Genomic DNA, 22350 nt, shown 5'->3' on the forward strand with positions numbered 1-22350 from the left:
TTAAATACTTTTTTATGAAAAATATTGCTGTTGTTTTTACTCATTCTCCTTATGGAAATACTATAGGTCAAGAAGGTTTAGATGTAATAATTTCTTTAGCTTCTTACACTAATAAAATTAGTGTATTTTTTTTTGGTGATGGAGTTTTTCAATGTATAAAAAAATTTTTTATTAAATGTATTAATTTTTATGATTATTCTAAGAAATTTAAAATTTTAACTATTTTAGGTATAAAAAATTTTTATTGTGAAAAATTATCTTTAAAAAGTAGAGGTTTATTTGATATTAATAATTTTTTTTTAAAATTAAAAGTTATTAAAATGAAAGTTTTTTTAAAAAAATTATCTAAATTTGATCATATTTTAAATTTTTAAGGAAGAAAATGATTCTTCATACTTTAATGAGTTCTCCATTTAAAATCGATTTAATATTATTTAATCAATCTATTTTAAAAAAAGATGCATTAGTTGTTTTACAAGACGGTGTTTTATTTTCAATAAAAAACAATTTTTTATTAAAAACTTTTATTTTTAAAACAAAAAAATTATATGTTTTAAAAAATGATTTAAATATTAGAGGTATTTTAGATTCTAAAGTTTCTAATTTATTTTTTTCAATAGAATATTTAGATTTTGTTGTATTAACAGAAATTTATTCAAAACAAATGGTATGGTAATTAAATTATTTTTTTAAATTTTTTATAATTTTTTTATAAAAAATTATATTACAGGAGAATATATGTCTACTATTAATCAATTAGTACGTAAATCTAGATTTAAAAAAAAAAAGAAAAGTAATGTTCCTGCTTTATCTAAATGTCCTCAAAAAAGAGGAGTATGTTTAAGAGTTTATACTACTACTCCAAAAAAACCGAATTCAGCTCTTAGAAAAGTTTGTAGAGTAAGACTTACTAATGGTTTAGAAGTAACTGCTTATATAGGTGGAGAAGGTCATAATTTACAAGAACATTCTGTTATTTTAATTAGAGGTGGTAGAGTAAAAGATCTTCCTGGAGTAAGGTATCATATAGTTAGAGGTGCTTTAGATTGTGCAGGAGTTAAAGAACGAAAAAATGGACGTTCTAAATATGGAGTTAAAAAACAAAAAAACTAAATTTTTTTATATTTATTTTTAAATTTATTATATTAAAAAAAGGAATATTTATGCCTCGTAGAAAAGTAATTGGTTGTAGAAAAATATTACCTGATCCTAAATTTTCTTCTGAATTATTAGGTAAGTTTATAAATATATTAATGATAGATGGAAAAAAATCTATTTCAGAAGAAATTGTATATTGTGCTTTAAAAGAATTATCAAAAAAAACTAAGAAAACACCATTAGATTCTTTTGAAAGCGCTTTAGAAAAAGTAAAACCAGTCGTAGAAGTAAAATCAAGAAGAGTGGGAGGATCAACATATCAAGTTCCTATTGAAGTAAGACCTATTAGAAGAAATACTTTAGCTATGAGATGGATTATATCTTCAGCGAGAAAAAGAAAAGATAAATCTATGTCTATGAGATTATTAAACGAATTATTTGATGCAATATCAAATAAAGGAAATGCTGTAAAAAAAAAAGATGAAGTTCATAAAATAGCGGAAGTAAATAAAGCTTTTGCACATTATAGATGGTAAAATAAAATAATTTTGAGGAATAGAATGTCTCGTATTACACCTATTAAAAATTATAGAAATATTGGAATTAGTGCACATATAGATGCTGGGAAAACTACTACAACTGAAAGAATTTTATTTTATACTGGTGTAAATCATAAGATTGGAGAAGTACATGATGGTGCTGCTACTATGGATTGGATGGAACAAGAACAAGAAAGAGGAATTACTATTACTTCCGCAGCTACTACAGCATTTTGGTCAGGTATGGAAAAAAAATATTCTTCTCATAGAATTAATATAATTGATACTCCAGGTCATGTAGATTTTACTATAGAAGTAGAACGATCTATGAGAGTTTTAGATGGAGTTATTATGGTATATTGTGCTGTTGGAGGTGTTCAACCGCAATCAGAAACTGTTTGGAGACAAGCAAATAAATATTGTGTTCCAAGGATAGCTTTTGTTAATAAAATGGATAGGTTAGGAGCAAATTATTTTGAAGTTATAAATCAAATGAAGACTAGGTTAAATGCAAATCCTGTTCCTATACAGTTAGCTATTGGTTCAGAAGAAAATTTTATTGGAGTTATTGATTTAATTAAAATGAAAGCTATATATTGGAATGAATCAGATCAAGGAATTACTTTTAAATATAAAAAAATACCTGATTATTTAATGATTGAATCAAAAAAATGGAATCATAAAATTATTGAATTAGTTGCAGATTCTAATGAAATTTTAATGGAAAAGTATTTTAATGAAAAACCTTTTTCTGAAAAAGAAATAAAAACTGTATTAAGAAAAAAATCTTTAAATAATGAGATTGTTTTAGTAACCTGTGGATCTGCTTTTAAAAATAAAGGAGTTCAAGCTTTATTAGATTCCGTTATTGATTATTTACCATCTCCTATAGACAGAAAATCTATTCAAGATACTAAAGAAAATAAAAAAAGTAATTGTAAAGTTCATATTTTTCAAGATAAAAAACCTTTTTCAGCATTAGCATTTAAAATTTCTACAGATCCATATGTTGGTAATTTAACTTTTTTTAGAGTATATTCAGGTATGATTCGTTCTGGAGATATTATTTTAAATGCATCAAAAAATAAACGCGAAAGATTAGGAAGAATAGTTCAAATGCATGCTAATAAAAGAGAAGAAGTAAAAGAAGTTTATTCTGGAGATATAGCTGCAGCTATTGGTTTAAAAGATGTTGTAACTGGAGATACTTTGTGTAATCCAGAAAATAAAGTTATTTTAGAACAAATAGAATTTCCTGAACCAGTTATTTCTATTGCTGTAGAACCAAAAACTAAAGTTGATCAAGAAAAAATGGGGACTGCTTTAAATAGATTAGCTAAAGAAGATCCATCTTTTAAAGTATGGACAGATCAAGAATCTAATCAAACTATTATTGCTGGAATGGGAGAATTACATTTAGAAATTATTGTTGATCGAATGAAGAGAGAATTTAGTGTTGAAGCTAATATTGGAACTCCTCAAGTAGCTTATCGAGAAACTATTGGAATAAAAGTTAAAAATATTGAAGGAAAATATATTAAACAATCTGGAGGAAGAGGTCAATATGGTCATGTTGTAATTGATATTTTTCCATTAAAATCGAGTTCAAAAGAAGGATATCAATTTCTTAATAAAATAAAAGGAGGAGTTATTCCGGGAGAATATATTCCTGCTGTTGATAAAGGAATTCAAGAACAATTAAAATTTGGACCATTAGCTGGTTATCCGGTAGTAGATATTGGAGTAATATTACATGATGGATCTTATCATGATGTTGATTCTTCTGAAATAGCTTTTAAATTAGCTGCATCAATTGCTTTTAAAAATGGATTTAAAAAAGCTAAACCTATTTTATTAGAACCAATAATGCAGGTAGAAGTAGAAACTCCGGAAGATTACATGGGTGATGTAATAGGAGATTTAAATAGAAGAAGAGGAATTATTGAAAGTATGATTGACCAAGATTTTAGAAAAATAATTAAATCTTTAGTTCCTCTTTCAGAAATGTTTGGATATGCAACTGATTTAAGATCTCAAACTCAAGGGAGAGCTTCATATTCTATGGAATTTTTAAAATATTCTGAAGCTCCTAATCATATTTCTAAAAATATTATTGAAAAAAAAAATAAATAAATTTTAAATGATAAAAAAAAAGTAATTTTTTTTATTTTATTAAAAGGTAAGATTATGTCAAAAGAAAAATTTCAACGTTTAAAAGTACATATTAATGTAGGAACAATAGGTCATGTGGATCATGGAAAAACTACTTTAACTGCTGCAATAACTACGGTTTTATCTAAAGTTTATGGAGGTTCTGCTCGAGCTTTTGATCAAATTGATAACGCTCCTGAAGAAAAAGCTCGAGGTATTACAATTAATACATCTCATGTTGAATATGATACAAAAAATAGGCATTATGCGCATGTTGATTGTCCAGGTCATGCTGATTATATTAAAAATATGATTACTGGAGCTGCTCAAATGGACGGTGCAATTTTAGTTGTTGCAGCTACTGATGGTCCTATGCCTCAAACTCGAGAACATATTTTGTTAGGTAGGCAAGTAGGAGTTCCTTATATTGTTGTTTTTTTAAATAAATGTGATATGGTTGATGATGAAGAATTATTAGAATTGGTTGAAATGGAAGTGAGAGATTTATTAACTCAATATGAATTTCCAGGTGATGATACTCCAATTGTTAGAGGTTCAGCTTTAAAAGCGTTAGAAGGAGATGCTAAATGGGAATCTAAAATTATTGATTTAGCAAATTTTTTAGATAATTATATACCTGAACCAAAAAGAGCAATTGATAAACCTTTTTTATTACCTATTGAAGACGTTTTTTCTATTTCTGGTCGAGGAACAGTAGTTACAGGTAGAGTTGAACGTGGAGTTATAAAAGTAGGAGAAGAAGTTGAAATAGTTGGTATTAAACCTACTAGTAAAACTATTTGTACTGGTGTAGAAATGTTTAGAAAATTATTAGATGAAGGACGTGCTGGAGAAAATATTGGAGTATTATTAAGAGGTACTAAAAGAGATGATATAGAGAGAGGTCAAGTATTATCTAAACCTGGAAGTATATTACCTCATATAAAGTTTGAATGTGAAGTATATGTTTTATCAAAAGAAGAAGGAGGAAGACATACTCCATTTTTTAAAGGTTATAGACCTCAATTCTATTTTAGAACGACAGATGTTACAGGTTTTGTTGAATTACCTAAGGATGTTGAAATGGTAATGCCAGGAGACAATATAAAAATGACAGTAACTTTAATACATCCTGTTGCAATGGCAGATGGTTTACGTTTTGCTATTAGAGAAGGAGGAAGAACAGTAGGAGCAGGTGTTGTTTCAAAAGTTTTAAGTTAGCTTTTATTTTATTTAATAATATATTTTTTATTAAAATATATAATAATCAAGAAAAGTTTTCTGCTTTTCTTGATTTTATTTAAAAATTAAATTTTTTTAATTTTTATTAAAGAAAATTTTTATAAAATATAATATTCAGTATTAATTTGTAAAAAAAGTTTTTTTATAATATTATTTACAGAGAATTTATAAGTTTTTTTTAATAAATCTAATATTTTATTTAATATTAGAATAAATTATTCTAAAATACTCTCTAATAATTTTATAGAGAGTAATTTTTAGTTTTTATTATAATCATAATTGGAGTTCTGATATTATGCAGAACCAAAGAATTAGAATACGTCTTAAAGCGTTTGATCATAAATTAATAGATTATTCTACTACAGAAATTGTGGAAACAGCTAAAAGAACTGGTGCACAAGTATTAGGACCTATACCTTTACCAACTAGAATAGAGAAATTTACTATATTAATTTCTCCTCATGTTAATAAAGATGCACGTGATCAATATGAAATTCGTACACATAAAAGATTAATAGATATTGTAGAACCAACAGAAAAAACTGTTGATGCTTTAATGAAATTAGATCTTGCAGCAGGTGTAGATGTTCAAATAAGTTTAGGTTAATCATATAAATTAGGAGTTAATAAAATTGTGTTTGGATTAGTTGGTAAAAAGCTTGGAATGACAAGGTTATTTCATAAAGAAGGTTATTCTATTCCAGTTACTGTTATTGAAGTAGTTGAAAATAGAATTACTCAAATTAAACATCAAAATTTAAAAAAATTTTGTATGATACAGGTAACGACTGGAATAAAAAAATTTCATACTTTAAATAAACCAAAATTAGGACATTTTAAAAAAAATAAAGTTAATTCTGGTCGTGGTTTATGGGAATTTAAGGTATTTAAAAAAAATAATTTTAAAGTTGGTCAAAGTATTAATGTAAATTTTTTTAATGATATTAAGAAAGTTGATGTTACTGGATTTTCTAAAGGTAAAGGATTTTCTGGAACTATTAAACGTTGGAATTTTTCTTCACAAGATGCTTCTCATGGAAATTCTTTATCTCATAGAGCTCCTGGTTCTATTGGTCAAAATCAAACTCCTGGAAGAGTGTTTAAGGGAAAAAAAATGGCTGGTCATTTAGGAAATAAAAAAATAACTGTTCAAAGTTTAATAGTAATTAAAGTTAATGTTAAAAAAAATTATATTTTGATAAAAGGTTCAGTTCCTGGTTCTTTAGGTGGAGATTTAATTATTAAACCAGCTATAAAAAATTATTAAGGAGAAAAAAATAATGGAATTAAAATTAAAGGATACAAGAGAAATAGTAAAAATTTCTGAATTAGTTTTTAATAGAAATTTTAATAAATCTTTAGTAAATCAAGTTTTAAAATCGTTATGTTCTTCTAAAAGACAAGGTACTAAATCTCAAAAAAGTAGAGCTGAAGTTTCTGGATCTGGAAAAAAACCTTGGCGTCAAAAAGGAACAGGAAGGGCTAGAGTTGGTTCTATTCGAAGTCCAATTTGGCGTTCTGGTGGGGTTACATTTGCCTCGAAAAATAGAGATTATAATAAAAAAATTAATAAAAAGATGTATCGAGGAGCGTTAAAATGTATTTTTTCTGAATTAGTTAGAAAAAATAGATTAATTATTTTTAAAAATTTTAAAATAAGTAACATTAAAACAAAAATTTTAATAAATAAATTAAAAAAATTAGATTTATTTGATGTAATGATAGTTAAAAAAGAATTAGATAAAAAATTATTATTATCATCTAGAAATATATATAAAGTTAAATTTATTTGTTTAAGTTCATTAAATCCTTTAAATTTATTAACTCATAAAAATGTTTTAATGACTTTGTCTGCATTTAAAAAAGTTGAGGAGAAACTTTTATGATGAATAAAAATTTTATTTTTAAAACAATATTATCTTTACATATTTCTGAAAAATCTAATAAATCTAAAGAGAATAATAATGTTATTGTTTTAAAAGTAAATAAGAATTCCAATAAAAGAGAGATTAAAATTTCTGTTGAAAAAATGCTTCAATTAAAAATTAAAAAAATAAATGTATTAAATGTAAAAGGAAAAGTAAAAAAAAAAGGAAAAAATATTTATATAAAAAAAAATTGGAAAAAAGCATATATTTTTTTAAAACCTAATCAAAATTTAGATTTTTTAAATAATTAATTAAGAATTAATTAGAGAAATAAATTTATGACAATTGTTAAATGTAAACCAACGTCTCCAGGACGTCGTCATGTTGTTAAAGTAATAAATTCTAATTTACATAAAGGAAAACCTTATTTTAATTTATTAAGAAAAAAAAATAAAAGTGGAGGAAGAAATAATAAAGGAAGAATTACTACAAGACATATAGGGAAAGGTCATAAAAAATCGTATCGTATTATTGATTTTAAAAGAGATAAAGATAATATTATTGCTACTGTAATACGTTTAGAATACGATCCTAATCGTTCAGCTTATATAGCTTTAGTTTTATATAAAGATGGATGTTATAAATATATTTTAGCCCCAAAAGGAATAAAATTAGGAGATAAAATTTCTTCTGGTAAAAATTCTGAAATTAGATTAGGAAATTCTTTACCAATGAATAAAATTCCAATAGGTTCTTTAATTCATAACGTTGAATTAAAACCAGGAAAAGGTGGTCAATTAGCTCGTTCTGCTGGAAGTTATTTACAAATAGTTTCTAAAGAGAAAGATTATGTTAGTGTTAGAATGCGTTCAGGGGAAATAAGAAGAATTTTTTCTTTATGTAGAGCTACTATTGGAGAAGTTGGAAATTCAGAACATATGTTAAAAATTTTAGGAAAAGCTGGAGCTTCTCGTTGGAGAGGAATTCGACCAACAGTAAGAGGTACTGCAATGAATCCAGTAGATCATCCGCATGGTGGTGGTGAAGGAAAAAATTTTGGAAAACATCCTGTTACACCTTGGGGAGTTCAGACTAAAGGTAAAAAAACGAGAAAAAATAAAAGAACAAAAAAGTTTATTGTTCATTTTAGAAAAAAATAATTTATTAAAAGGAAAATTTATATGCCACGTTCACTTAAGAAAGGACCTTTTATTGATCAACATTTATTTAAAAAAGTAGATCTTTCTATTAAAAATAAAGATAAAAAACCTATTAAAACATGGTCAAGAAGATCTACTATTTTTCCAAATATGATTGGTTTAACTATTTTAATACATAATGGAAAACAACATATTCCTGTATTTATTACAGAAGAGATGGTTGGTCATAAATTGGGTGAGTTTGCTTTAACAAGAACATATCGAGGTCATTCAGCTGATAGAAAAATTCAAAAACGCTAAACTTTTTTATAAAATAGGATAATACATGAAAATTTTAGCTAGACATAAAAAAGCTTCTTCTTCTGCGCAAAAATTAAGATTAGTAGCAGATATTATTCGTGGAAAAAAAGTTAATAAAGCAATAGATATATTAAATTTTACAAATAAAAAAGCTGCTTTATTAATAAAAAAAGTTTTAAATTCTGCTATTTCTAATGCAGAAAATAATAATGGAATAGATATTGATTTATTAAAGGTTAGTGAAATTTTTATAGATGAAGGTCCTACTATTAAAAGAATGATGCCTAGAGCTAAAGGTAGAGCTGATCAAATATTAAAACGAAGTAGTCATATTACAATTATTGTATCAGATGTATAATTTTGGAGAAATTAATAATGGGACAAAAAGTACATCCAAACGGAATGAGATTAGGAATAATTAAAACATGGAATTCTATATGGTTTTCAAATAGTAAAAATTTTTCTAATTATTTAAATAATGATTTTATGGTTCGTCAATATTTAATGAAAAAATTATCTAGAGCTTCTATATCAAAAATTTTAATTGAAAGACATTCTAAAGCTATAAAAGTTGTTATATATACTTCTAGACCAGGAATTATTATTGGAAAAAAAGGTGAAGATATAGATAAATTAAAAAAGTTTATTTCAAAAATAGCAAAAGTTCCTGCTCAAATAATAATTTCAGAAATAAGACAACCTGAATTAGATGCTAAATTAGTAGCAGATAATATTGTTTCTCAATTAGAAAGAAGAATTATGTTTCGTAGAGCTATGAAAAGAGCTATTCAAAATTCTATGCGACATGGAGCAAAAGGAATTAAAGTTGAAATTAGCGGAAGATTAGGTGGTGCTGAAATTGCTAGAACTGAATGGCAAAGAGAAGGTCGAGTTCCTTTACATACTTTAAGAGCAGATATTGATTATAGTTCTTTAGAAGCTCATACTACTTACGGCGTAGTTGGAGTAAAAGTTTGGATTTTTAAGGAAGAAATTTTAGGTGGAATGCCTAAAATTGAAAAAAGTTTTTTAAATAACAAATTTATAAAATTAAATAAGAAAATAAAAAAATAAATGGAGATTTTTTATAATGCTTCAACCTAAAAAAACTAAATTTAGAAAAATGCATAAAGGAAGAAATCGAGGTTTAGTTATTAATGATAAGATTATTTTTGGATCATTTGGATTAAAAGCAATTACTAGAGGTCGTATAACTTCTCGTCAGATTGAATCTGCTAGAAGAAGTATTTCAAGATATATTAAAAGATTAGGAAAAGTTTGGATACGTATTTTTCCAGATAAACCTATTACTCAAAAACCTTTAGAGGTAAGAATGGGAAAAGGAAAAGGTAGTGTTGAATATTGGGTTGCTTTAATACAACCTGGAAGAATATTATATGAAATAAAAGGAATTTCTGAAGAACTTTCTCGTGAAGCTTTTAAATTAGCTTCAGATAAATTACCTGTGAAAACAATTTTTATTTATAAATAGGAAAATTTTATGAATATAAAAATTATAAGAAAAAAAGATATTAATTTTTTAAAAAAAGAATTATTAAGTCTTTTAAAAGAACAGTTTAATTTAAAAATACAATTATCTTCTAAAAAATTAAATCGTACTCATTTATTAAAGAAAAATAGAAGAAATATCTCAAGAATTAAAATGGTATTAAGTGAAAAGGAAAAAAAATAAGATGTTAGAAAAAAGTAAATTATTGAAAGGTTTTGTTATTAGCAATAAAATGGAAAAATCTGCAGTAGTTATTGTTGAGAGATTTATAAAACATCCAATGTATAAAAAATTTATAAAAAAAAGTACTAAATTTTATATTCATGATGAAAAAAATGAATGTTCTCCAGGAGATATAGTATTTATTAAAGAATGTCGTCCAATTTCTAAAATTAAATCTTGGATTTTAGTAAATATTATTAAAAAATCTATTTCTTAAAGAATTTTTTTTATAAAAAATTTTAAAGATATATATTTAAAAACAAATTATTAATTTTTTTTAGTTATTTAAATTTAAAAAAATTGAGGTAAATTAAATTGATTCAAGAACAAACTATATTAAATATAGCAGATAATTCAGGAGCTAGATCTGTGATGTGTATTAAGGTGTTAGGAGGATCTAAACGTAGATATGCTAATATTGGAGATATTATTAAAATTACTATAAAAGAAGCTATACCAAGGGGAAAAGTAAAAAAAGGAGAAGTTTTAAAGGCTGTTGTAGTAAGAACTAAAAAAGGAATTAGAAGATCAGATGGATCTTTAATTCGTTTTGATAAAAACGCATGTGTTGTTTTAAATAATAACGAACAACCTATTGGAACTAGAATATTTGGTCCTGTTACTCGAGAATTAAGAACAGAAAAATTTATGAAAATTATTTCTTTAGCTCCTGAAGTTTTATAAAATTAAGGGTATTTAAAAATGGCTTCTAAAATACGTTCAAATGATAAAATTATAGTTTTATCTGGAAGAGATAAAGGGAAGAAAGGAATAGTAAAAAAATTTTTATCTCGAGAAAAAGTAATAGTTAAAGGTATTAATATGGTTAAAAAACATGAAAAACCTATTCCTTCTAAAAATCAAAAAGGAGGAATTGTAGAGAAAGAATCTTATATTCATATTTCAAATATAGCAATTTTAAATCCAAAAACCAATAAACCTGATCGAGTTGGTTTTAAATTTAAAAATGGAAAAAAAGTTCGTTATTTAAAATCTAATAATTTTTTAATTAATTAAATTGGAAGATAATAATGTTAGATATATATAATTTTTATAAAAAAAAAATAGTTCCAAAATTTATTAAGAAATTTCATTATACTTCTGTAATGCAAGTTCCTAAAATTATTAAAATTACTTTAAATATGGGAGTAGGAGAATGTGTATCTAATAAGAAAAAATTAGATTATGCTGTTTCTGATTTAGCTTTAATTTCTGGACAAAAACCTGTTTTAACAAAAGTAAGAAAATCTGTTGCAGGATTTAAGATTAGACAAGGTTATCCTATTGGATGTAAAGTTACTTTAAGAGGTGTAAGAAAATGGCATTTTTTAAGTAAATTAATTAATATTGTTATGCCTAGAATAAGAGATTTTAGAGGGTTTTCGAAAAGTTCTTTTGATGGTTTTGGAAATTATAATTTTGGAATAAAAGAACAGATTATTTTTCCTGAAATTGATTATGATAAAATTGATGAAATAAGAGGATTGGATATTTCTATTTTAACTACAGCTAAATCAGATTTAGAAGCTTTTTCTTTATTATCAGAATTTAATTTTCCATTTAAAAAATAATTAATTAAGGTATATTTTAATATGGCTAAACAGTCTATAAAAGCAAGAGAAATAAAGAGAGTTTATTTATTTAAAAAATTTTTTAAAAAAAGAATGAATTTAAAATCTATTATTATGAACATGAATTTACCTAAAAAAGAACGTTGGAATGCTGTTTTTAAATTACAAAAATTACCAAGAGATTCTAGTTTTTCTCGTCAAAGAAATCGTTGTTGTATTACAGGAAGGCCTCATGGTGTTTTGAGAAAATTTGGTTTAAGTAGAATGAAATTAAGAGAAGCAGCAATGAGAGGGGAAATACCTGGATTAAGAAAATCTAGTTGGTAATTATAATTTTTAATAGGAAATAAATTATATGAGTATTAATGATCCAATATCAGATATGTTTGTTCGTATTAAGAATGGTCAACGTGCTAATAAAATTTCAGTAAAAATGCCTTTTTCTAATTTTAAAAAAAAAATTACTGAATTATTAAAAAAAGAAGGTTATATTGAAAGTTTCATTGTAAAAAAATCTTTGAAATCAGTTTTAGAAATTTTTTTAAAATACTTTAATGGAAAACCAGTAATAGATCAAATTAAAAGAATTAGTAAGCCTGGTTTAAGAGTTTATAAAAGTCATAATGAAATACCTAAAGTTATGTCAGGATTAGGTATTGCTATTATATCTACTTCTATAGGAATTTTATCTGATAGAAAAGCAAGAGAAAAAGGTGTTGGTGGTGAAATTATTGGTTATATTTCTTAATTAGGAAAAAAAATGTCTAGAATTGCAAAACGTTCAATTATAGTTCCTGATAATATTCAAATTAAATTAAAAAATAAAGAAATTATTGTAAAAGGAAATAAAGGTACTTTAAAAAAAAAAATTAATAATCTTGTTTATATAAAATATAAGAAAAATATATTAAGTTTTAAAGTTTATAAATCTAACAATGAAGGATGGATGCAAGCAGGAACTGCTCGTTCTTTGGTTTATTCTATGATAATAGGAGTTACTAAAGGTTTTTCTAAAAAATTAATTCTTATTGGTGTGGGTTATCGGTTTTCTTTGGAAGGTAATAATAATGAACAAGTTGTTATGTCTTTAGGTTATTCTCATAATATTAGATATATACTTCCAGATGGAATTTTTGTTAAATTATTATCTCAGACTGAAATTGTTGTTTTAGGGATAGATAAACAATTAGTAGGTCAAGTTTCTGCTAATTTGAGATTTTATCGTGTACCAGATTCATATAAAGGAAAAGGTGTTCGTTATTTTAATGAATTTGTTAAAATAAAAGAGGCTAAGAAAAAATAATATGAGAAAATTTGTTATTATTAATAATTCTAGAAAAAAAAGATCTTTAAAAGCTCGTTGTAAATTTAGAAAATTAAAATCTCAACGTTTAGTGGTACATAGAACATCTCGTCATATGTATGCTCAAATTATTTCTAAAGATAATTTTTCTGTTTTAGTATATGCTTCTACTTTAGAGAAAAATATTAAGAAAAAATTAAATTATACTGGAAATAAAAAATCTTCCGAAATTATTGGAAAAACGATAGCAAAAAGAGCTTTAAAAAAAGGTATTAAAAAAGTTTCTTTTGATCGTTCTGGTTTTAAATATCATGGAAGAATTAAATCATTAGCAAATTCTGCACGTAAATTTGGACTTCAGTTTTAATGGAAAATTATTAAAATGATAAATATAGAAAAAAAAAATATTAAAGAGTTTCAAGAAAAATTAATTACTGTGAATCGTGTTTCTAAAACAGTAAAAGGAGGAAGGATATTTTCTTTTACTGCGTTAACAGTAGTAGGAAATAAAAATGGAAAAGTAGGTTATGGTTATGGAAAAGCAAGAGAAGTTCCTTTTGCTATTCAAAAAGCTATGGAAAAAGCTAAGAGAAATATGATTAGTTTTAAATTAAAAAATAAAACTTTACAACATACAATTAAAGAATCTTATACTAGCTCTAAAATATTTATGAAACCTGCTTCTGAAGGAACAGGAATAATTGCAGGAGGAGCTATGAGAGCAGTTTTAGAAGTTGCTGGAGTTCAAAATGTTTTAGCTAAAACTTATGGTTCAACTAATCCAATGAACGTTGTTAGAGCAACTATTAATGGATTGTCAAATATGAGATCTCCGAAAGAAATTGCAAAAAAAAGAAATAAATCTGTTCAAGAAATATTTGAGTGAGATATATTATGGAAAAATTCTTTATTATTACACAAATTAAAAGTAAAATTGGTATATTACCTAAACATAAAGCTATTTTAAAAGGTTTAGGATTACGTCGAATTAATCATACTGTAAAAAGAAAAAAAAATAAATCTATTTTAGGGATGATTAATAAAATTTCTTATATGTTAAAAGTAAGATAGGTTTAATTTATGTATTTAAATACTGTTTTTGAGAGTTCTAAAAATAAAAAAAAAAAACGTTTAGGACGAGGAATAGGTTCAGGTTTTGGGAAAACTTCAGGAAGAGGTCATAAAGGTCAAAAATCTAGAACTGGAAGTAGTATTAGAAGAGGATTTGAAGGAGGTCAAACTCCGTTATATAGAAGAATTCCTAAATTTGGATTTCATTCACGTAAAAAAAAATATAAAGCAGAAATTCGTTTATCTGAATTATCTGTTTTTAATCACAAAGATATTATTAATTTAAATACTTTAAAAAAAAGAAATATAATTAGTTCTCATATAAAATTTGTAAAGATTATTTCTTCTGGAAAAATTTCTGTTCCTTTGTTTATTAAAGGTTTGTCTGTAACTAAAGGAGCATGTTTTATAATTAAATCTTTTGGAGGAAAAATCGAGGAATAATAAATTAAAATGGATAAAAAAAAATCAAAATTAAATTTTAAAAATAAAATAACAAATTTTTCTGAAATTAAAAAAAGAATTTTTTTTTTAATTTTTTCTTTAATAATTTTTAGGTTAGGATCTTTTATTCCTATTCCAGGAGTTGATACTGGATCTTTATCAAAAATTTTAAAAGATCAACACGGTTCGATGATTGAAATGTTTAATGTTTTTTCAGGAGGATCATTAAATAGAGCTTCTATTTTTTCATTAGGTATTATGCCTTATATTTCTTCATCAATTATAATACAATTATTAACTTTTATATATCCATCTTGGAAAGAATTACAAAAAGAAGGTGAGTCAGGTAGAATTAAAATTAATCAGTATACTAAGTTTTTAACAGTTTTTATATCTTTTTTACAGGCAATTGGAATATCTTTAAGTGTACCAAATTTGCCTGGTATGAAATCTTTAATTTTTCATATAGATTTTTATTTTTATATTATAGCTGTTGTTAGTTTAGTTACTGGAACAATATTTTTAATTTGGATTGGAGATTTAATTACTGAATATGGTTTAGGAAATGGAATTTCTGTTATTATTTTTTCTGGTATTATTTCTAATTTACCTTCAGCTATTATTAATACTTTAGAAGAATTAAGAATTAAAAATTTAAGTTTAATAAATTTTTTGATTATAATTATTTTAATTTTTTCTATTATTTATTTAGTTGTTTTTATAGAGCGAAGTCAAAGAAAAATAATTATTAATTATTCTAATAGAAGACATAATGGATATTTTAATTCTTTTAAAAATTCTTCGTATTTACCTTTGAAAATAAATATGTCTGGAGTAATTCCAGCTATTTTTGCTTCAAGTGTTGTTTTATTTCCTATAACTTTGATTTCATGGTTTAAAGAAAATATTTTAGATAAAAATAGTTGGTGCAATTTTATTTTTTTAAATTTACAACCTGGTCAACCAATTTATATTTTTATTTATACTTTTTTAATTATTTTCTTTTGTTTTTTTTATACAAATTTAGCTTTTAATTCAAGAGAAACATCTGATAATTTAAAAAAATCTGGTGCTTTTATTCAAGGTGTTAGACCTGGAGAAAATACTTCAAATTATATTAAAAAAATTATGTTTAAATTAACTTTTATTAATACAATATATATTGTTTTTATATGTTTACTTCCAGAATTTATGAGAAAAATGATAAATGTTCCTTTTTATTTTGGAGGCACTTCTTTATTAATAGTAGTAGTTGTAATTATAGATTTAATTTCTCAATTACAAACTTTATTACTTTCTAAACAATATAAACTTTCTTTTAAAAGAGCTAATTTAAATTTAAAGAAATAATATTTTATTTAAATCAAAGAGGTATATATGAAAGTTAGAACTTCTATAAAAAAATTTTGTAGAAATTGTAAAATAATACGTAGAAAAAATGTTGTTCGTGTAGTATGTAGTAATGATCCTAAACATAAACAAAGACAAGGTTAATTATATAATTTTTTAATCTTTTATATATAAAATTATTTTTATTTAAAATGAGGAATTTAATTTGACTCGTATAGCAGGAATTAATGTTCCTGATCATAAACGTGTTGTGATAGCTTTAACTTCGATTTATGGTATTGGAAAATCTCGTTCAAATTTTATTTGTAATTCTTTAAAAATATCTAAATTTTCTAAAATTTCTAATTTAAAAGAAAATGAAATAGAATTATTAAGATCTTTAATATCTAAATTTGTTATTGAAGGTGATTTAAGAAGAGAAAAAACTTTAAATATTAAACGTTTAATTGATCTTGGGTGTTATAGAGGTATACGTCATCGAAGAAAACTTCCAGTTCGAGGTCAACGTACTAAAACAAATGCTCGTACTCGAAAAGGACCACGTAAACTAATAAAAAAATAATTTAGGTAGTTTTGATAATGAAAAAAAAAAAATTTCGTAATAAAAAACGTATTAAAAAAAAAATTATAGATGGAATTGCACATATTTATGCTTCTTTTAATAATACAATAGTTACAATAACTGATAAAAAAGGAAATTCTTTGGGATGGGCTACATCAGGAGGTTCAGGTTTTAGAGGTTCACGTAAATCTACTCCTTTTGCAGCTCAAATAGCTGCAGAAAAATGTGCAGAAAAAATTAAAGATTATGGTTTAAAAAATTTAGAAGTGATGGTTAAAGGTCCTGGTCCAGGAAGAGAATCTACAATTAGAGCATTAAATTCTGTTGGTTTTAAAATTACTAATATAACAGATGTTACACCTATTCCTCATAATGGATGTAGACCTCCTAAAAAAAGAAGAGTATAAATTTTTATTAGAATTGAGAAAATTATGGCAAAATATTTAGGTCCAAAGTTAAAATTATGTAGAAGAGAAGGTACAGATTTATATTTAAAATCTGGTTTTAGATCTATAGGTTCTAAATGTAAAATTGATCATCTTCCAGGTCAACATGGTAATAAAAAACAAAGATTATCTGATTATGGAATTCAATTAAGGGAAAAACAAAAAGTTCGTCGTTTATATGGGATTTTAGAAAAGCAATTTAAAAAATATTATAAAATGGCTTCTAAATCTAAAGGTAATACAGGAGAAAAATTATTGCAATTATTAGAAAATAGATTAGATAATGTAGTATATAGAATGGGTTTTGGAACAACACGTTCAGAAGCTAGACAATTAGTAAGTCATAAATCTATTTTAGTAAATAATAAAATTGTTAATATTCCTTCATATCAATTATTTCCAAAAGATGTAGTTAAAATTAGAAAAAAATTTAAAAATCATTTAAGAATTAAAGCTGCTTTAGAACTTTCTGAACAAAAAGAAAAATCTTTATGGATAGAAGTAGATATAAAAAATATGATAGGAATTTTCAAAAGAACTCCGGATCGTTCTGATTTATCTTCAGAAATTAATGAACATTTAATAGTAGAACTTTATTCTAAATAATATTTTTTAAAAAGGTTTAGTGATGTCAGATTTATTAAAAAATTTTTTAAAACCTCGTTTAGTTGATATAAAAAAATTTAGTTCTACTCATTCGAAAGTTATTTTGGAACCTTTAGAACGTGGTTTTGGACATACTTTAGGAAATGCACTTAGAAGAGTTCTTTTATCTTCATTACCTGGTTGTTCAGTAACGGAAGCAGAAATAGAAGGAGTTTTACATGAATATAGTACAAAAGAAGGAGTTCAAGAAGATATTGTAGAAATTTTATTAAATTTAAAAGAATTGGCTGTTAATATTTATGGAAAAAATTCAGCTTATTTAATTATACAAAAAAAAGGTATTTGTAATATTACTGCTGCTGATATTAAATGTGATTCTTATGTAGAAATAATAAATTTAAAACATTTGATTTGTAGATTAACTACTAATTCTTCTTCAATTAATATGAAAATTAAAGTTCAAAGAGGTAGAGGGTATTCTCCTGCTTTTTCTCGTACAAGGAGTCAAGAAGACAATGAACAAGGAATAGGAAAATTGTTTATTGATGCATGTTATAGTCCAATTGAAAGAATTTCATATAGTGTTGAAGCTGCTCGAGTTGAACAAAGAACTGATTTAGATCGATTAATTATTGAATTAAAAACAAATGGAACAATTGATCCTGAAGATGCAATTAGAAAATCTGCTACGATTTTATCAGATCAATTAGAATCTTTTGTTGATCTGAAAGATATTTCTGAACCTGTAGAAAAAGTTGTTAAACCTGAATTTGATCCAATTTTATTAAAACCTGTAGATGATTTAGAATTAACTGTTCGATCAGCTAATTGTTTAAAAACAGAATCTATACATTACATTGGAGATTTAATTCAAAAAACTGAAGTAGATTTATTAAAGACTCCTAATTTAGGTAAAAAATCATTAACAGAAATTAAAGATATATTATTTTCTCGAGGTTTGTCATTAGGAACTAAATTAGAAAATTGGCCTCCCAAAAGTATTATAGAAGAATAAGTTTTTTTAAAGGAAGATTTAATTATGAGACATAGAAAAATTGGTCGTAAATTAAATAGAAAACGAAGTCATTTAAAGTCTATGTTAAAAAATTTAACTTGTTCTTTATTAATTCATGAAAAAATTAAAACTACTTTATCAAAATCTAAAGAATTAAGAAGAACAGTAGAGCCTATAATTAATATTTCTAAAATTGATAATTTATCTAATAGGAGATTAATTTTTTCTAGAATTAGAAATTATGAAGTAGTTCATAAACTTTTTAAAGAATTAGGTCCTTTTTTTTTAAATAGATTGGGAGGATATATTAAAATTATTAAATGTGGATTTAGAAATGGAGATAATTCTCCTATGGCTTATGTTTTTTTAGTTAACAGAACAATAAAAACAAAAAAAAAATAATAAAATTTTATATATTTTTAAAATTAATTAAATATTTTTTATTAAAAAACAAACGGCATAAATTGCCGTTCTGTTTTTTTTTTTTTTTTTTTAAATATATAAAAATATATTTTAATTTTTAATTATTACTATAAGAAAATTATATTTATATTTTTATATGTTTTAATTTAATTTTTTATTTAAATTAAAAAGATTTTTATATGCATTTAAAATAATATTAACTTTGTTTTTTTTTTTTCCGGATATTTGTATTTCTTTGATATTAATAAAGTTTTTTTTAGTAGAAATTATTATTCCATTTTTATTTACTTTAAAAATAATTCCTGGTTTGATTTTTTTTTTTAATTTTATTATTTCAGCTTTCCATATTTTTATCATAATTTTTTTTATAAAAAAAAAAGTTCCTGGCCAAGGATTAAAAGCTCTTATTTTTTTTTCAATAGTTGAAGCTGAATTATTCCAATTTATTAATCCATCTTTTTTTTTTATTTTTTTTGTATATGTAGATTTTTTATTATCTTGTTTTATTTTTATAATTTTATTTTTAATAATTTTTTTTAAACATAAAATAAGACATTTTTTTCCTTCGAAACAGAGTTTTTTTTTTAAACTTTTATAAGTATCCTTTTTATTAATTAATATTTTTTTTTGATATAAAATATCTCCTTCATCTATTTTTTTATTTATTTGAATTATAGTTATACCAGTTTTTTTTTTTCCTAATAAAATAACAGATTGTATAGGTGATGGACCTCTAAATTTAGGTAATAAAGATGTATGTATATTAATACATCCTAATGGAAAAATTTTTATTATCTTTTTAGGTATTATTAATCCATAAGATACAATAATCATAATATCTGGATTAATATTTTTTATATAATTAAAAGTTTTTTTTGAATTTAGATTTTTAGGTTGTAAAAATTTTATTTTTTTTTTTATGGCTAATTTTTTTACTTTTGAAAACTTTATTTTTTTTCCTCTTCCTGATCTTTTATCAGGTTTAGTAAATATTGTTATAACATTTAAATTATTTAATATTAATTCGTTTAAATGTTCTTTTGAAAATTTTTCATTTCCAGCAAATATTATTTTTATTTTTTTAAGTTTTTTCATTTTTTTTTATTTTTTTCATAATATATTTATCTATTCTATCTTTTTTTAATGGAGATAAATAATCTATAAATAATTTTCCTTTTAAATGGTCTATTTCATGTTGTATACATACTGATAGCATATTTTTAGCTTTTATAAAAAACTTTTCTCCATATTTATTATATGCTTTAACTAGAATATTTTTAGATCTAGAATTAGTAATATATTCGTATTTTGGAATTGATAAGCATCCTTCTTTTATTTTTATTATTTTTTTGCTTTTTTTTTTAATTTTTGGGTTAATTAAAATTAGAACTTTTTTTAATGGATGTATTTTTTCTATTACAATAATTTGTAATTTAATATTTATTTGTATTGCTGCTAATCCAATTCCGTTATTTTTTCTCATTGTTTCTAACATATTATTTATTATATTTTTTAAATCATTATTGAAATTTTTTACTGGTTTTGAAATTTTTCTTAATTTTATATTTGGATATTTTAATATCTTTAAAATTGACATAATATTTTTTTAAAAGTTTTATTTAAAATAATAATATATGATAAATATTTTTATTTGAAATATTTTTTTTAATTTATTTTTATTAAGGATGTTTTATATGAATAGTTCTTTTTTTTCATCTTTAAAATATTGTGTTAAAAAATTAAATAAAAATAAAGTTATAGCTTATCCTACAGAATCAATTTTTGGATTAGGTTGTAATCCAGACAGTAAAATTGCAGTAAAAAAATTGTTATTTTTAAAAAAAAGAAATTTAAATAAAGGATTAATTTTGATATCTGGAAATTATGATCAATTAAAACCATATATTTTAGAAAAAAAAATAAAAAAACAAAAAAATATTTTATTAAAAAACAAATTTTTTATAACGTATTTAGTTCCAGCTAAATTAAATGTTCCATTTTGGTTAACAGGTAATTCTAAATATATAGCAATTAGAATTACTAAAAATAAATTTGCAAAAAATTTATGTTTATTTTATAAAAAACCAATAGTTTCTACTAGTGCTAATTTATCTGGAGAAAAGCCTTGTTTAAATAGAGAGGAAATTCGTAATATTTTTGGAAAAAATTTTCCTATATTAAATGGATTTTTAGGAAATAAAAAACAGCCTTCAAAAATTATTAATTTATTAACAGGAGATATTTTACGTGAGTAATAAAATAAATAAAAATCTTTATGCTGTTTTTGGAAATCCTATTTATCATAGTAAATCACCTGATATACATAATTTTTTTTATAAATTATATAATTTAAATTGTAATTATATTGCAATTAACGCTTCCAAAAATTTTTTTCTTAATGAAATTTCTTTATTTTTTAAAAATGGAGGTAAAGGAGCAAATATTACTCTTCCATTTAAAGAAAAAATTTTTCCTATTTGCGACATTATTACAGAGCGAGCTAAAATTGCAGGTGCTATTAATACTTTAAAGTTATATAATAAAAAATTTATTTTAGGAGATAATACTGATGGAATAGGATTTTTATCAGATTTATTACAAAATAATTTAATAAAAAGAAAAAATAATATATTAATTATTGGTGCTGGAGGTGCTTCAAGAGGAATTATTTATCCGTTATTAAAATTTGGATGTAATATATTTATAACGAATAGAACTTTTGAAAAAGCTAAATTTTTAATGAAAAAATTTAAGAAATTTGGAAATATAAAATGTATTAAAATAAAAAATTTAAAAAATAATAAATTTCATTTAATTATAAATGCAACTTCAGCTGAAATTAAAAATGATTTACCTTTAATTCCTAGTAATATAATTAAAAAAAAAACAATTTGTTATGATATGTTTTATGGAAATGAAGATACTAATTTTATGAAATTTTGTAAAAAATATAAATCTGAAAAAGTTTATAATGGAATTGGAATGTTAATAAATCAAGCAGCTCATTCTTTTTTTATTTGGAATAAAATATTTCCAGATATTAAAAAAACTTTATTTTTTTTAAAAAATAAAATAAAGTAAAAAAAACTTTTTTAGATTTTTATTTTTTTTAATTTTTAAAAAATATTATTATAAATAACTTGACTCTTTTTTTTGAATATGTAAAATAGTTACATTAGTATATAAAATATTTTAGAAAATTTAAATATAAAAAAAATTTTATAAAACTTAAAAATAAAAAAAATTATTTTTTTAATGTCCCTTTCGTCTAGCGGTCTAGGACACTGCCCTTTCACGGCAGCAACAGGGGTTCAATTCCCCTAAGGGACAAAATAAAAAAAAAAAAATATTTCTTTATTTTTTTTTTTATGATACAATATCTTTCTGAAAAATTTATATTTTTTTTTTAAAATTTTTAAGATTTTTTTAGTTCTTTAACAATTCGGAAACAAGCATAATATAAATTATG

At 23.3% G+C, this 22350-nt stretch carries 38 protein-coding genes and 1 tRNA gene; 37 read left to right on the forward strand and 2 right to left on the reverse strand.

Going from position 1 to position 22350, the window contains the following annotated elements:
• Positions 1-14: 14 nt before the first annotated feature.
• From tusC to rplQ, 34 genes are all read left to right on the forward strand, one after another.
• Complete coding sequence (tusC, locus tag M5J13_RS00835; RefSeq protein WP_252837431.1) at positions 15-374, forward strand: sulfurtransferase complex subunit TusC; 360 nt, start codon at positions 15-17, stop codon at positions 372-374.
• Between the two features lie 8 nt (positions 375-382).
• Positions 383-676: a sulfurtransferase complex subunit TusB gene (gene tusB / locus M5J13_RS00840; RefSeq protein WP_252837432.1), complete on the forward strand. Its 294-nt coding sequence runs from the start codon at positions 383-385 to the stop codon at positions 674-676.
• Between the two features lie 62 nt (positions 677-738).
• On the forward strand, positions 739-1113 hold the full coding sequence (rpsL, locus tag M5J13_RS00845; RefSeq protein ID WP_252837433.1) for a 30S ribosomal protein S12: 375 nt from the start codon (positions 739-741) through the stop codon (positions 1111-1113).
• A gap of 50 nt (positions 1114-1163) precedes the next feature.
• Positions 1164-1634, forward strand: coding sequence for a 30S ribosomal protein S7 (rpsG, locus tag M5J13_RS00850; protein ID WP_252837434.1), 471 nt, complete (start codon positions 1164-1166; stop codon positions 1632-1634).
• 24 nt (positions 1635-1658) lie between these two features.
• Positions 1659-3770 (forward strand): elongation factor G, encoded by a 2112-nt coding sequence (gene fusA / locus M5J13_RS00855; protein ID WP_252837435.1) that lies wholly within the window; start codon positions 1659-1661, stop codon positions 3768-3770.
• Between the two features lie 54 nt (positions 3771-3824).
• Entirely contained in the window at positions 3825-5009 is a 1185-nt protein-coding gene (gene tuf / locus M5J13_RS00860) for an elongation factor Tu (protein WP_252837436.1), read from the forward strand.
• A 316-nt stretch (positions 5010-5325) separates the two neighbouring features.
• A complete protein-coding gene (rpsJ, locus tag M5J13_RS00865; RefSeq protein ID WP_252837437.1) occupies positions 5326-5637 on the forward strand; it encodes a 30S ribosomal protein S10 in 312 nt (103 codons plus the stop codon).
• A 27-nt stretch (positions 5638-5664) separates the two neighbouring features.
• Complete coding sequence (gene rplC, locus M5J13_RS00870) at positions 5665-6297, forward strand: 50S ribosomal protein L3 (protein ID WP_252837438.1); 633 nt, start codon at positions 5665-5667, stop codon at positions 6295-6297.
• A 13-nt stretch (positions 6298-6310) separates the two neighbouring features.
• Entirely contained in the window at positions 6311-6916 is a 606-nt protein-coding gene (gene rplD / locus M5J13_RS00875) for a 50S ribosomal protein L4 (RefSeq protein ID WP_252837439.1), read from the forward strand.
• Positions 6916-7209, forward strand: a complete 294-nt coding sequence (gene rplW / locus M5J13_RS00880; RefSeq protein WP_252837440.1) for a 50S ribosomal protein L23 — start codon at positions 6916-6918, stop codon at positions 7207-7209. The genes rplD and rplW overlap by 1 nt, the downstream gene beginning before the upstream one ends.
• Before the next feature lie 27 nt (positions 7210-7236).
• Complete coding sequence (gene rplB, locus M5J13_RS00885; protein WP_252837441.1) at positions 7237-8058, forward strand: 50S ribosomal protein L2; 822 nt, start codon at positions 7237-7239, stop codon at positions 8056-8058.
• Between the two features lie 21 nt (positions 8059-8079).
• Positions 8080-8358 (forward strand): 30S ribosomal protein S19, encoded by a 279-nt coding sequence (rpsS, locus tag M5J13_RS00890; protein WP_252837442.1) that lies wholly within the window; start codon positions 8080-8082, stop codon positions 8356-8358.
• Between the two features lie 25 nt (positions 8359-8383).
• Positions 8384-8716 (forward strand): 50S ribosomal protein L22, encoded by a 333-nt coding sequence (gene rplV / locus M5J13_RS00895; RefSeq protein WP_252837443.1) that lies wholly within the window; start codon positions 8384-8386, stop codon positions 8714-8716.
• A 17-nt stretch (positions 8717-8733) separates the two neighbouring features.
• Complete coding sequence (gene rpsC / locus M5J13_RS00900; protein WP_252837444.1) at positions 8734-9432, forward strand: 30S ribosomal protein S3; 699 nt, start codon at positions 8734-8736, stop codon at positions 9430-9432.
• Positions 9433-9448: 16 nt separating this feature from the next.
• A complete protein-coding gene (gene rplP, locus M5J13_RS00905) occupies positions 9449-9850 on the forward strand; it encodes a 50S ribosomal protein L16 (RefSeq protein WP_252837445.1) in 402 nt (133 codons plus the stop codon).
• A gap of 9 nt (positions 9851-9859) precedes the next feature.
• On the forward strand, positions 9860-10051 hold the full coding sequence (gene rpmC, locus M5J13_RS00910; protein ID WP_252837446.1) for a 50S ribosomal protein L29: 192 nt from the start codon (positions 9860-9862) through the stop codon (positions 10049-10051).
• A gap of 1 nt (position 10052) precedes the next feature.
• Positions 10053-10307, forward strand: coding sequence for a 30S ribosomal protein S17 (rpsQ, locus tag M5J13_RS00915; RefSeq protein ID WP_252837447.1), 255 nt, complete (start codon positions 10053-10055; stop codon positions 10305-10307).
• 98 nt (positions 10308-10405) lie between these two features.
• A complete protein-coding gene (rplN, locus tag M5J13_RS00920) occupies positions 10406-10774 on the forward strand; it encodes a 50S ribosomal protein L14 (RefSeq protein WP_252837448.1) in 369 nt (122 codons plus the stop codon).
• Between the two features lie 18 nt (positions 10775-10792).
• Positions 10793-11107 carry a 50S ribosomal protein L24 gene (gene rplX / locus M5J13_RS00925; protein ID WP_252837449.1) on the forward strand — a complete coding sequence of 105 codons (315 nt, stop codon included), beginning with the start codon at positions 10793-10795 and terminating at the stop codon, positions 11105-11107.
• Positions 11108-11121: 14 nt separating this feature from the next.
• The gene (rplE, locus tag M5J13_RS00930) at positions 11122-11661 is read left to right on the forward strand and encodes a 50S ribosomal protein L5 (protein WP_252837450.1); all 540 of its coding nucleotides are present in this window, start codon (positions 11122-11124) and stop codon (positions 11659-11661) included.
• 21 nt (positions 11662-11682) lie between these two features.
• A complete protein-coding gene (gene rpsN, locus M5J13_RS00935) occupies positions 11683-11988 on the forward strand; it encodes a 30S ribosomal protein S14 (protein WP_252837451.1) in 306 nt (101 codons plus the stop codon).
• 28 nt (positions 11989-12016) lie between these two features.
• Complete coding sequence (gene rpsH, locus M5J13_RS00940; protein WP_252837452.1) at positions 12017-12409, forward strand: 30S ribosomal protein S8; 393 nt, start codon at positions 12017-12019, stop codon at positions 12407-12409.
• A 12-nt stretch (positions 12410-12421) separates the two neighbouring features.
• Positions 12422-12964, forward strand: a complete 543-nt coding sequence (gene rplF / locus M5J13_RS00945) for a 50S ribosomal protein L6 (RefSeq protein ID WP_252837453.1) — start codon at positions 12422-12424, stop codon at positions 12962-12964.
• 1 nt (position 12965) lies between these two features.
• Positions 12966-13331 carry a 50S ribosomal protein L18 gene (gene rplR, locus M5J13_RS00950; protein WP_252837454.1) on the forward strand — a complete coding sequence of 122 codons (366 nt, stop codon included), beginning with the start codon at positions 12966-12968 and terminating at the stop codon, positions 13329-13331.
• A 15-nt stretch (positions 13332-13346) separates the two neighbouring features.
• The gene (gene rpsE / locus M5J13_RS00955; protein WP_252837455.1) at positions 13347-13850 is read left to right on the forward strand and encodes a 30S ribosomal protein S5; all 504 of its coding nucleotides are present in this window, start codon (positions 13347-13349) and stop codon (positions 13848-13850) included.
• Positions 13851-13858: 8 nt separating this feature from the next.
• Positions 13859-14035 (forward strand): 50S ribosomal protein L30, encoded by a 177-nt coding sequence (gene rpmD / locus M5J13_RS00960; RefSeq protein WP_252837456.1) that lies wholly within the window; start codon positions 13859-13861, stop codon positions 14033-14035.
• 9 nt (positions 14036-14044) lie between these two features.
• A complete protein-coding gene (gene rplO, locus M5J13_RS00965) occupies positions 14045-14479 on the forward strand; it encodes a 50S ribosomal protein L15 (protein ID WP_252837457.1) in 435 nt (144 codons plus the stop codon).
• A gap of 9 nt (positions 14480-14488) precedes the next feature.
• Positions 14489-15829, forward strand: coding sequence for a preprotein translocase subunit SecY (gene secY, locus M5J13_RS00970; RefSeq protein WP_252837458.1), 1341 nt, complete (start codon positions 14489-14491; stop codon positions 15827-15829).
• A 27-nt stretch (positions 15830-15856) separates the two neighbouring features.
• Positions 15857-15973 carry a 50S ribosomal protein L36 gene (gene rpmJ, locus M5J13_RS00975; RefSeq protein ID WP_252837459.1) on the forward strand — a complete coding sequence of 39 codons (117 nt, stop codon included), beginning with the start codon at positions 15857-15859 and terminating at the stop codon, positions 15971-15973.
• Between the two features lie 61 nt (positions 15974-16034).
• Positions 16035-16391, forward strand: coding sequence for a 30S ribosomal protein S13 (rpsM, locus tag M5J13_RS00980; RefSeq protein WP_252837460.1), 357 nt, complete (start codon positions 16035-16037; stop codon positions 16389-16391).
• Between the two features lie 17 nt (positions 16392-16408).
• Entirely contained in the window at positions 16409-16798 is a 390-nt protein-coding gene (rpsK, locus tag M5J13_RS00985; protein WP_252837461.1) for a 30S ribosomal protein S11, read from the forward strand.
• Between the two features lie 24 nt (positions 16799-16822).
• Positions 16823-17443, forward strand: a complete 621-nt coding sequence (rpsD, locus tag M5J13_RS00990; RefSeq protein ID WP_252837462.1) for a 30S ribosomal protein S4 — start codon at positions 16823-16825, stop codon at positions 17441-17443.
• A 22-nt stretch (positions 17444-17465) separates the two neighbouring features.
• Positions 17466-18458 (forward strand): DNA-directed RNA polymerase subunit alpha, encoded by a 993-nt coding sequence (locus M5J13_RS00995; RefSeq protein WP_252837463.1) that lies wholly within the window; start codon positions 17466-17468, stop codon positions 18456-18458.
• A gap of 24 nt (positions 18459-18482) precedes the next feature.
• Positions 18483-18860 (forward strand): 50S ribosomal protein L17, encoded by a 378-nt coding sequence (rplQ, locus tag M5J13_RS01000; protein WP_252837464.1) that lies wholly within the window; start codon positions 18483-18485, stop codon positions 18858-18860.
• A 162-nt stretch (positions 18861-19022) separates the two neighbouring features.
• Here rplQ and fmt read toward each other — a convergent pair whose 3' ends face one another.
• Together fmt and def are read right to left on the reverse strand one after the other, a co-directional pair.
• Entirely contained in the window at positions 19023-19976 is a 954-nt protein-coding gene (gene fmt / locus M5J13_RS01005) for a methionyl-tRNA formyltransferase (protein ID WP_252837465.1), read from the reverse strand.
• Positions 19963-20478 (reverse strand): peptide deformylase, encoded by a 516-nt coding sequence (gene def, locus M5J13_RS01010; protein ID WP_252837466.1) that lies wholly within the window; start codon positions 20476-20478, stop codon positions 19963-19965. Before def ends, fmt begins: the two co-directional genes overlap by 14 nt.
• A gap of 97 nt (positions 20479-20575) precedes the next feature.
• Between def and M5J13_RS01015 the strand changes: the two genes are divergently transcribed.
• From M5J13_RS01015 to M5J13_RS01025, 3 genes are all read left to right on the forward strand, one after another.
• Positions 20576-21136 (forward strand): Sua5/YciO/YrdC/YwlC family protein, encoded by a 561-nt coding sequence (locus tag M5J13_RS01015; protein WP_252837467.1) that lies wholly within the window; start codon positions 20576-20578, stop codon positions 21134-21136.
• On the forward strand, positions 21129-21962 hold the full coding sequence (gene aroE, locus M5J13_RS01020) for a shikimate dehydrogenase (protein ID WP_252837468.1): 834 nt from the start codon (positions 21129-21131) through the stop codon (positions 21960-21962). The genes M5J13_RS01015 and aroE overlap by 8 nt, the downstream gene beginning before the upstream one ends.
• Before the next feature lie 176 nt (positions 21963-22138).
• Positions 22139-22211, forward strand: a tRNA-Glu gene (locus tag M5J13_RS01025).
• Positions 22212-22350 lie beyond the last annotated feature (139 nt).

Origin of the sequence: Buchnera aphidicola (Periphyllus lyropictus) (assembly GCF_024029895.1) — a bacterium.
In the GTDB taxonomy this organism is placed as follows: domain Bacteria; phylum Pseudomonadota; class Gammaproteobacteria; order Enterobacterales; family Enterobacteriaceae; genus Buchnera_J; species Buchnera_J aphidicola_BA.

What these genes read in the sequence shown, in the direction of transcription:
- tusC (WP_252837431.1), top strand. Translation starts at nt 15, where the DNA reads ATGAAAAATATTGCTGTTGTTTTTACTCATTCTCCTTATGGAAATACT.
- tusB (WP_252837432.1), top strand. Translation starts at nt 383, where the DNA reads ATGATTCTTCATACTTTAATGAGTTCTCCATTTAAAATCGATTTAATA.
- rpsL (WP_252837433.1), top strand. Translation starts at nt 739, where the DNA reads ATGTCTACTATTAATCAATTAGTACGTAAATCTAGATTTAAAAAAAAA.
- rpsG (WP_252837434.1), top strand. Translation starts at nt 1,164, where the DNA reads ATGCCTCGTAGAAAAGTAATTGGTTGTAGAAAAATATTACCTGATCCT.
- fusA (WP_252837435.1), top strand. Translation starts at nt 1,659, where the DNA reads ATGTCTCGTATTACACCTATTAAAAATTATAGAAATATTGGAATTAGT.
- tuf (WP_252837436.1), top strand. Translation starts at nt 3,825, where the DNA reads ATGTCAAAAGAAAAATTTCAACGTTTAAAAGTACATATTAATGTAGGA.
- rpsJ (WP_252837437.1), top strand. Translation starts at nt 5,326, where the DNA reads ATGCAGAACCAAAGAATTAGAATACGTCTTAAAGCGTTTGATCATAAA.
- rplD (WP_252837439.1), top strand. Translation starts at nt 6,311, where the DNA reads ATGGAATTAAAATTAAAGGATACAAGAGAAATAGTAAAAATTTCTGAA.
- rplW (WP_252837440.1), top strand. Translation starts at nt 6,916, where the DNA reads ATGAATAAAAATTTTATTTTTAAAACAATATTATCTTTACATATTTCT.
- rplB (WP_252837441.1), top strand. Translation starts at nt 7,237, where the DNA reads ATGACAATTGTTAAATGTAAACCAACGTCTCCAGGACGTCGTCATGTT.
- rpsS (WP_252837442.1), top strand. Translation starts at nt 8,080, where the DNA reads ATGCCACGTTCACTTAAGAAAGGACCTTTTATTGATCAACATTTATTT.
- rplV (WP_252837443.1), top strand. Translation starts at nt 8,384, where the DNA reads ATGAAAATTTTAGCTAGACATAAAAAAGCTTCTTCTTCTGCGCAAAAA.
- rpsC (WP_252837444.1), top strand. Translation starts at nt 8,734, where the DNA reads ATGGGACAAAAAGTACATCCAAACGGAATGAGATTAGGAATAATTAAA.
- rplP (WP_252837445.1), top strand. Translation starts at nt 9,449, where the DNA reads ATGCTTCAACCTAAAAAAACTAAATTTAGAAAAATGCATAAAGGAAGA.
- rpmC (WP_252837446.1), top strand. Translation starts at nt 9,860, where the DNA reads ATGAATATAAAAATTATAAGAAAAAAAGATATTAATTTTTTAAAAAAA.
- rpsQ (WP_252837447.1), top strand. Translation starts at nt 10,053, where the DNA reads ATGTTAGAAAAAAGTAAATTATTGAAAGGTTTTGTTATTAGCAATAAA.
- rplX (WP_252837449.1), top strand. Translation starts at nt 10,793, where the DNA reads ATGGCTTCTAAAATACGTTCAAATGATAAAATTATAGTTTTATCTGGA.
- rplE (WP_252837450.1), top strand. Translation starts at nt 11,122, where the DNA reads ATGTTAGATATATATAATTTTTATAAAAAAAAAATAGTTCCAAAATTT.
- rpsN (WP_252837451.1), top strand. Translation starts at nt 11,683, where the DNA reads ATGGCTAAACAGTCTATAAAAGCAAGAGAAATAAAGAGAGTTTATTTA.
- rpsH (WP_252837452.1), top strand. Translation starts at nt 12,017, where the DNA reads ATGAGTATTAATGATCCAATATCAGATATGTTTGTTCGTATTAAGAAT.
- rplF (WP_252837453.1), top strand. Translation starts at nt 12,422, where the DNA reads ATGTCTAGAATTGCAAAACGTTCAATTATAGTTCCTGATAATATTCAA.
- rplR (WP_252837454.1), top strand. Translation starts at nt 12,966, where the DNA reads ATGAGAAAATTTGTTATTATTAATAATTCTAGAAAAAAAAGATCTTTA.
- rpsE (WP_252837455.1), top strand. Translation starts at nt 13,347, where the DNA reads ATGATAAATATAGAAAAAAAAAATATTAAAGAGTTTCAAGAAAAATTA.
- rpmD (WP_252837456.1), top strand. Translation starts at nt 13,859, where the DNA reads ATGGAAAAATTCTTTATTATTACACAAATTAAAAGTAAAATTGGTATA.
- rplO (WP_252837457.1), top strand. Translation starts at nt 14,045, where the DNA reads ATGTATTTAAATACTGTTTTTGAGAGTTCTAAAAATAAAAAAAAAAAA.
- secY (WP_252837458.1), top strand. Translation starts at nt 14,489, where the DNA reads ATGGATAAAAAAAAATCAAAATTAAATTTTAAAAATAAAATAACAAAT.
- rpmJ (WP_252837459.1), top strand. Translation starts at nt 15,857, where the DNA reads ATGAAAGTTAGAACTTCTATAAAAAAATTTTGTAGAAATTGTAAAATA.
- rpsK (WP_252837461.1), top strand. Translation starts at nt 16,409, where the DNA reads ATGAAAAAAAAAAAATTTCGTAATAAAAAACGTATTAAAAAAAAAATT.
- rpsD (WP_252837462.1), top strand. Translation starts at nt 16,823, where the DNA reads ATGGCAAAATATTTAGGTCCAAAGTTAAAATTATGTAGAAGAGAAGGT.
- M5J13_RS00995 (WP_252837463.1), top strand. Translation starts at nt 17,466, where the DNA reads ATGTCAGATTTATTAAAAAATTTTTTAAAACCTCGTTTAGTTGATATA.
- rplQ (WP_252837464.1), top strand. Translation starts at nt 18,483, where the DNA reads ATGAGACATAGAAAAATTGGTCGTAAATTAAATAGAAAACGAAGTCAT.
- fmt (WP_252837465.1), bottom strand. Translation starts at nt 19,976, where the DNA reads ATGAAAAAACTTAAAAAAATAAAAATAATATTTGCTGGAAATGAAAAA.
- def (WP_252837466.1), bottom strand. Translation starts at nt 20,478, where the DNA reads ATGTCAATTTTAAAGATATTAAAATATCCAAATATAAAATTAAGAAAA.
- M5J13_RS01015 (WP_252837467.1), top strand. Translation starts at nt 20,576, where the DNA reads ATGAATAGTTCTTTTTTTTCATCTTTAAAATATTGTGTTAAAAAATTA.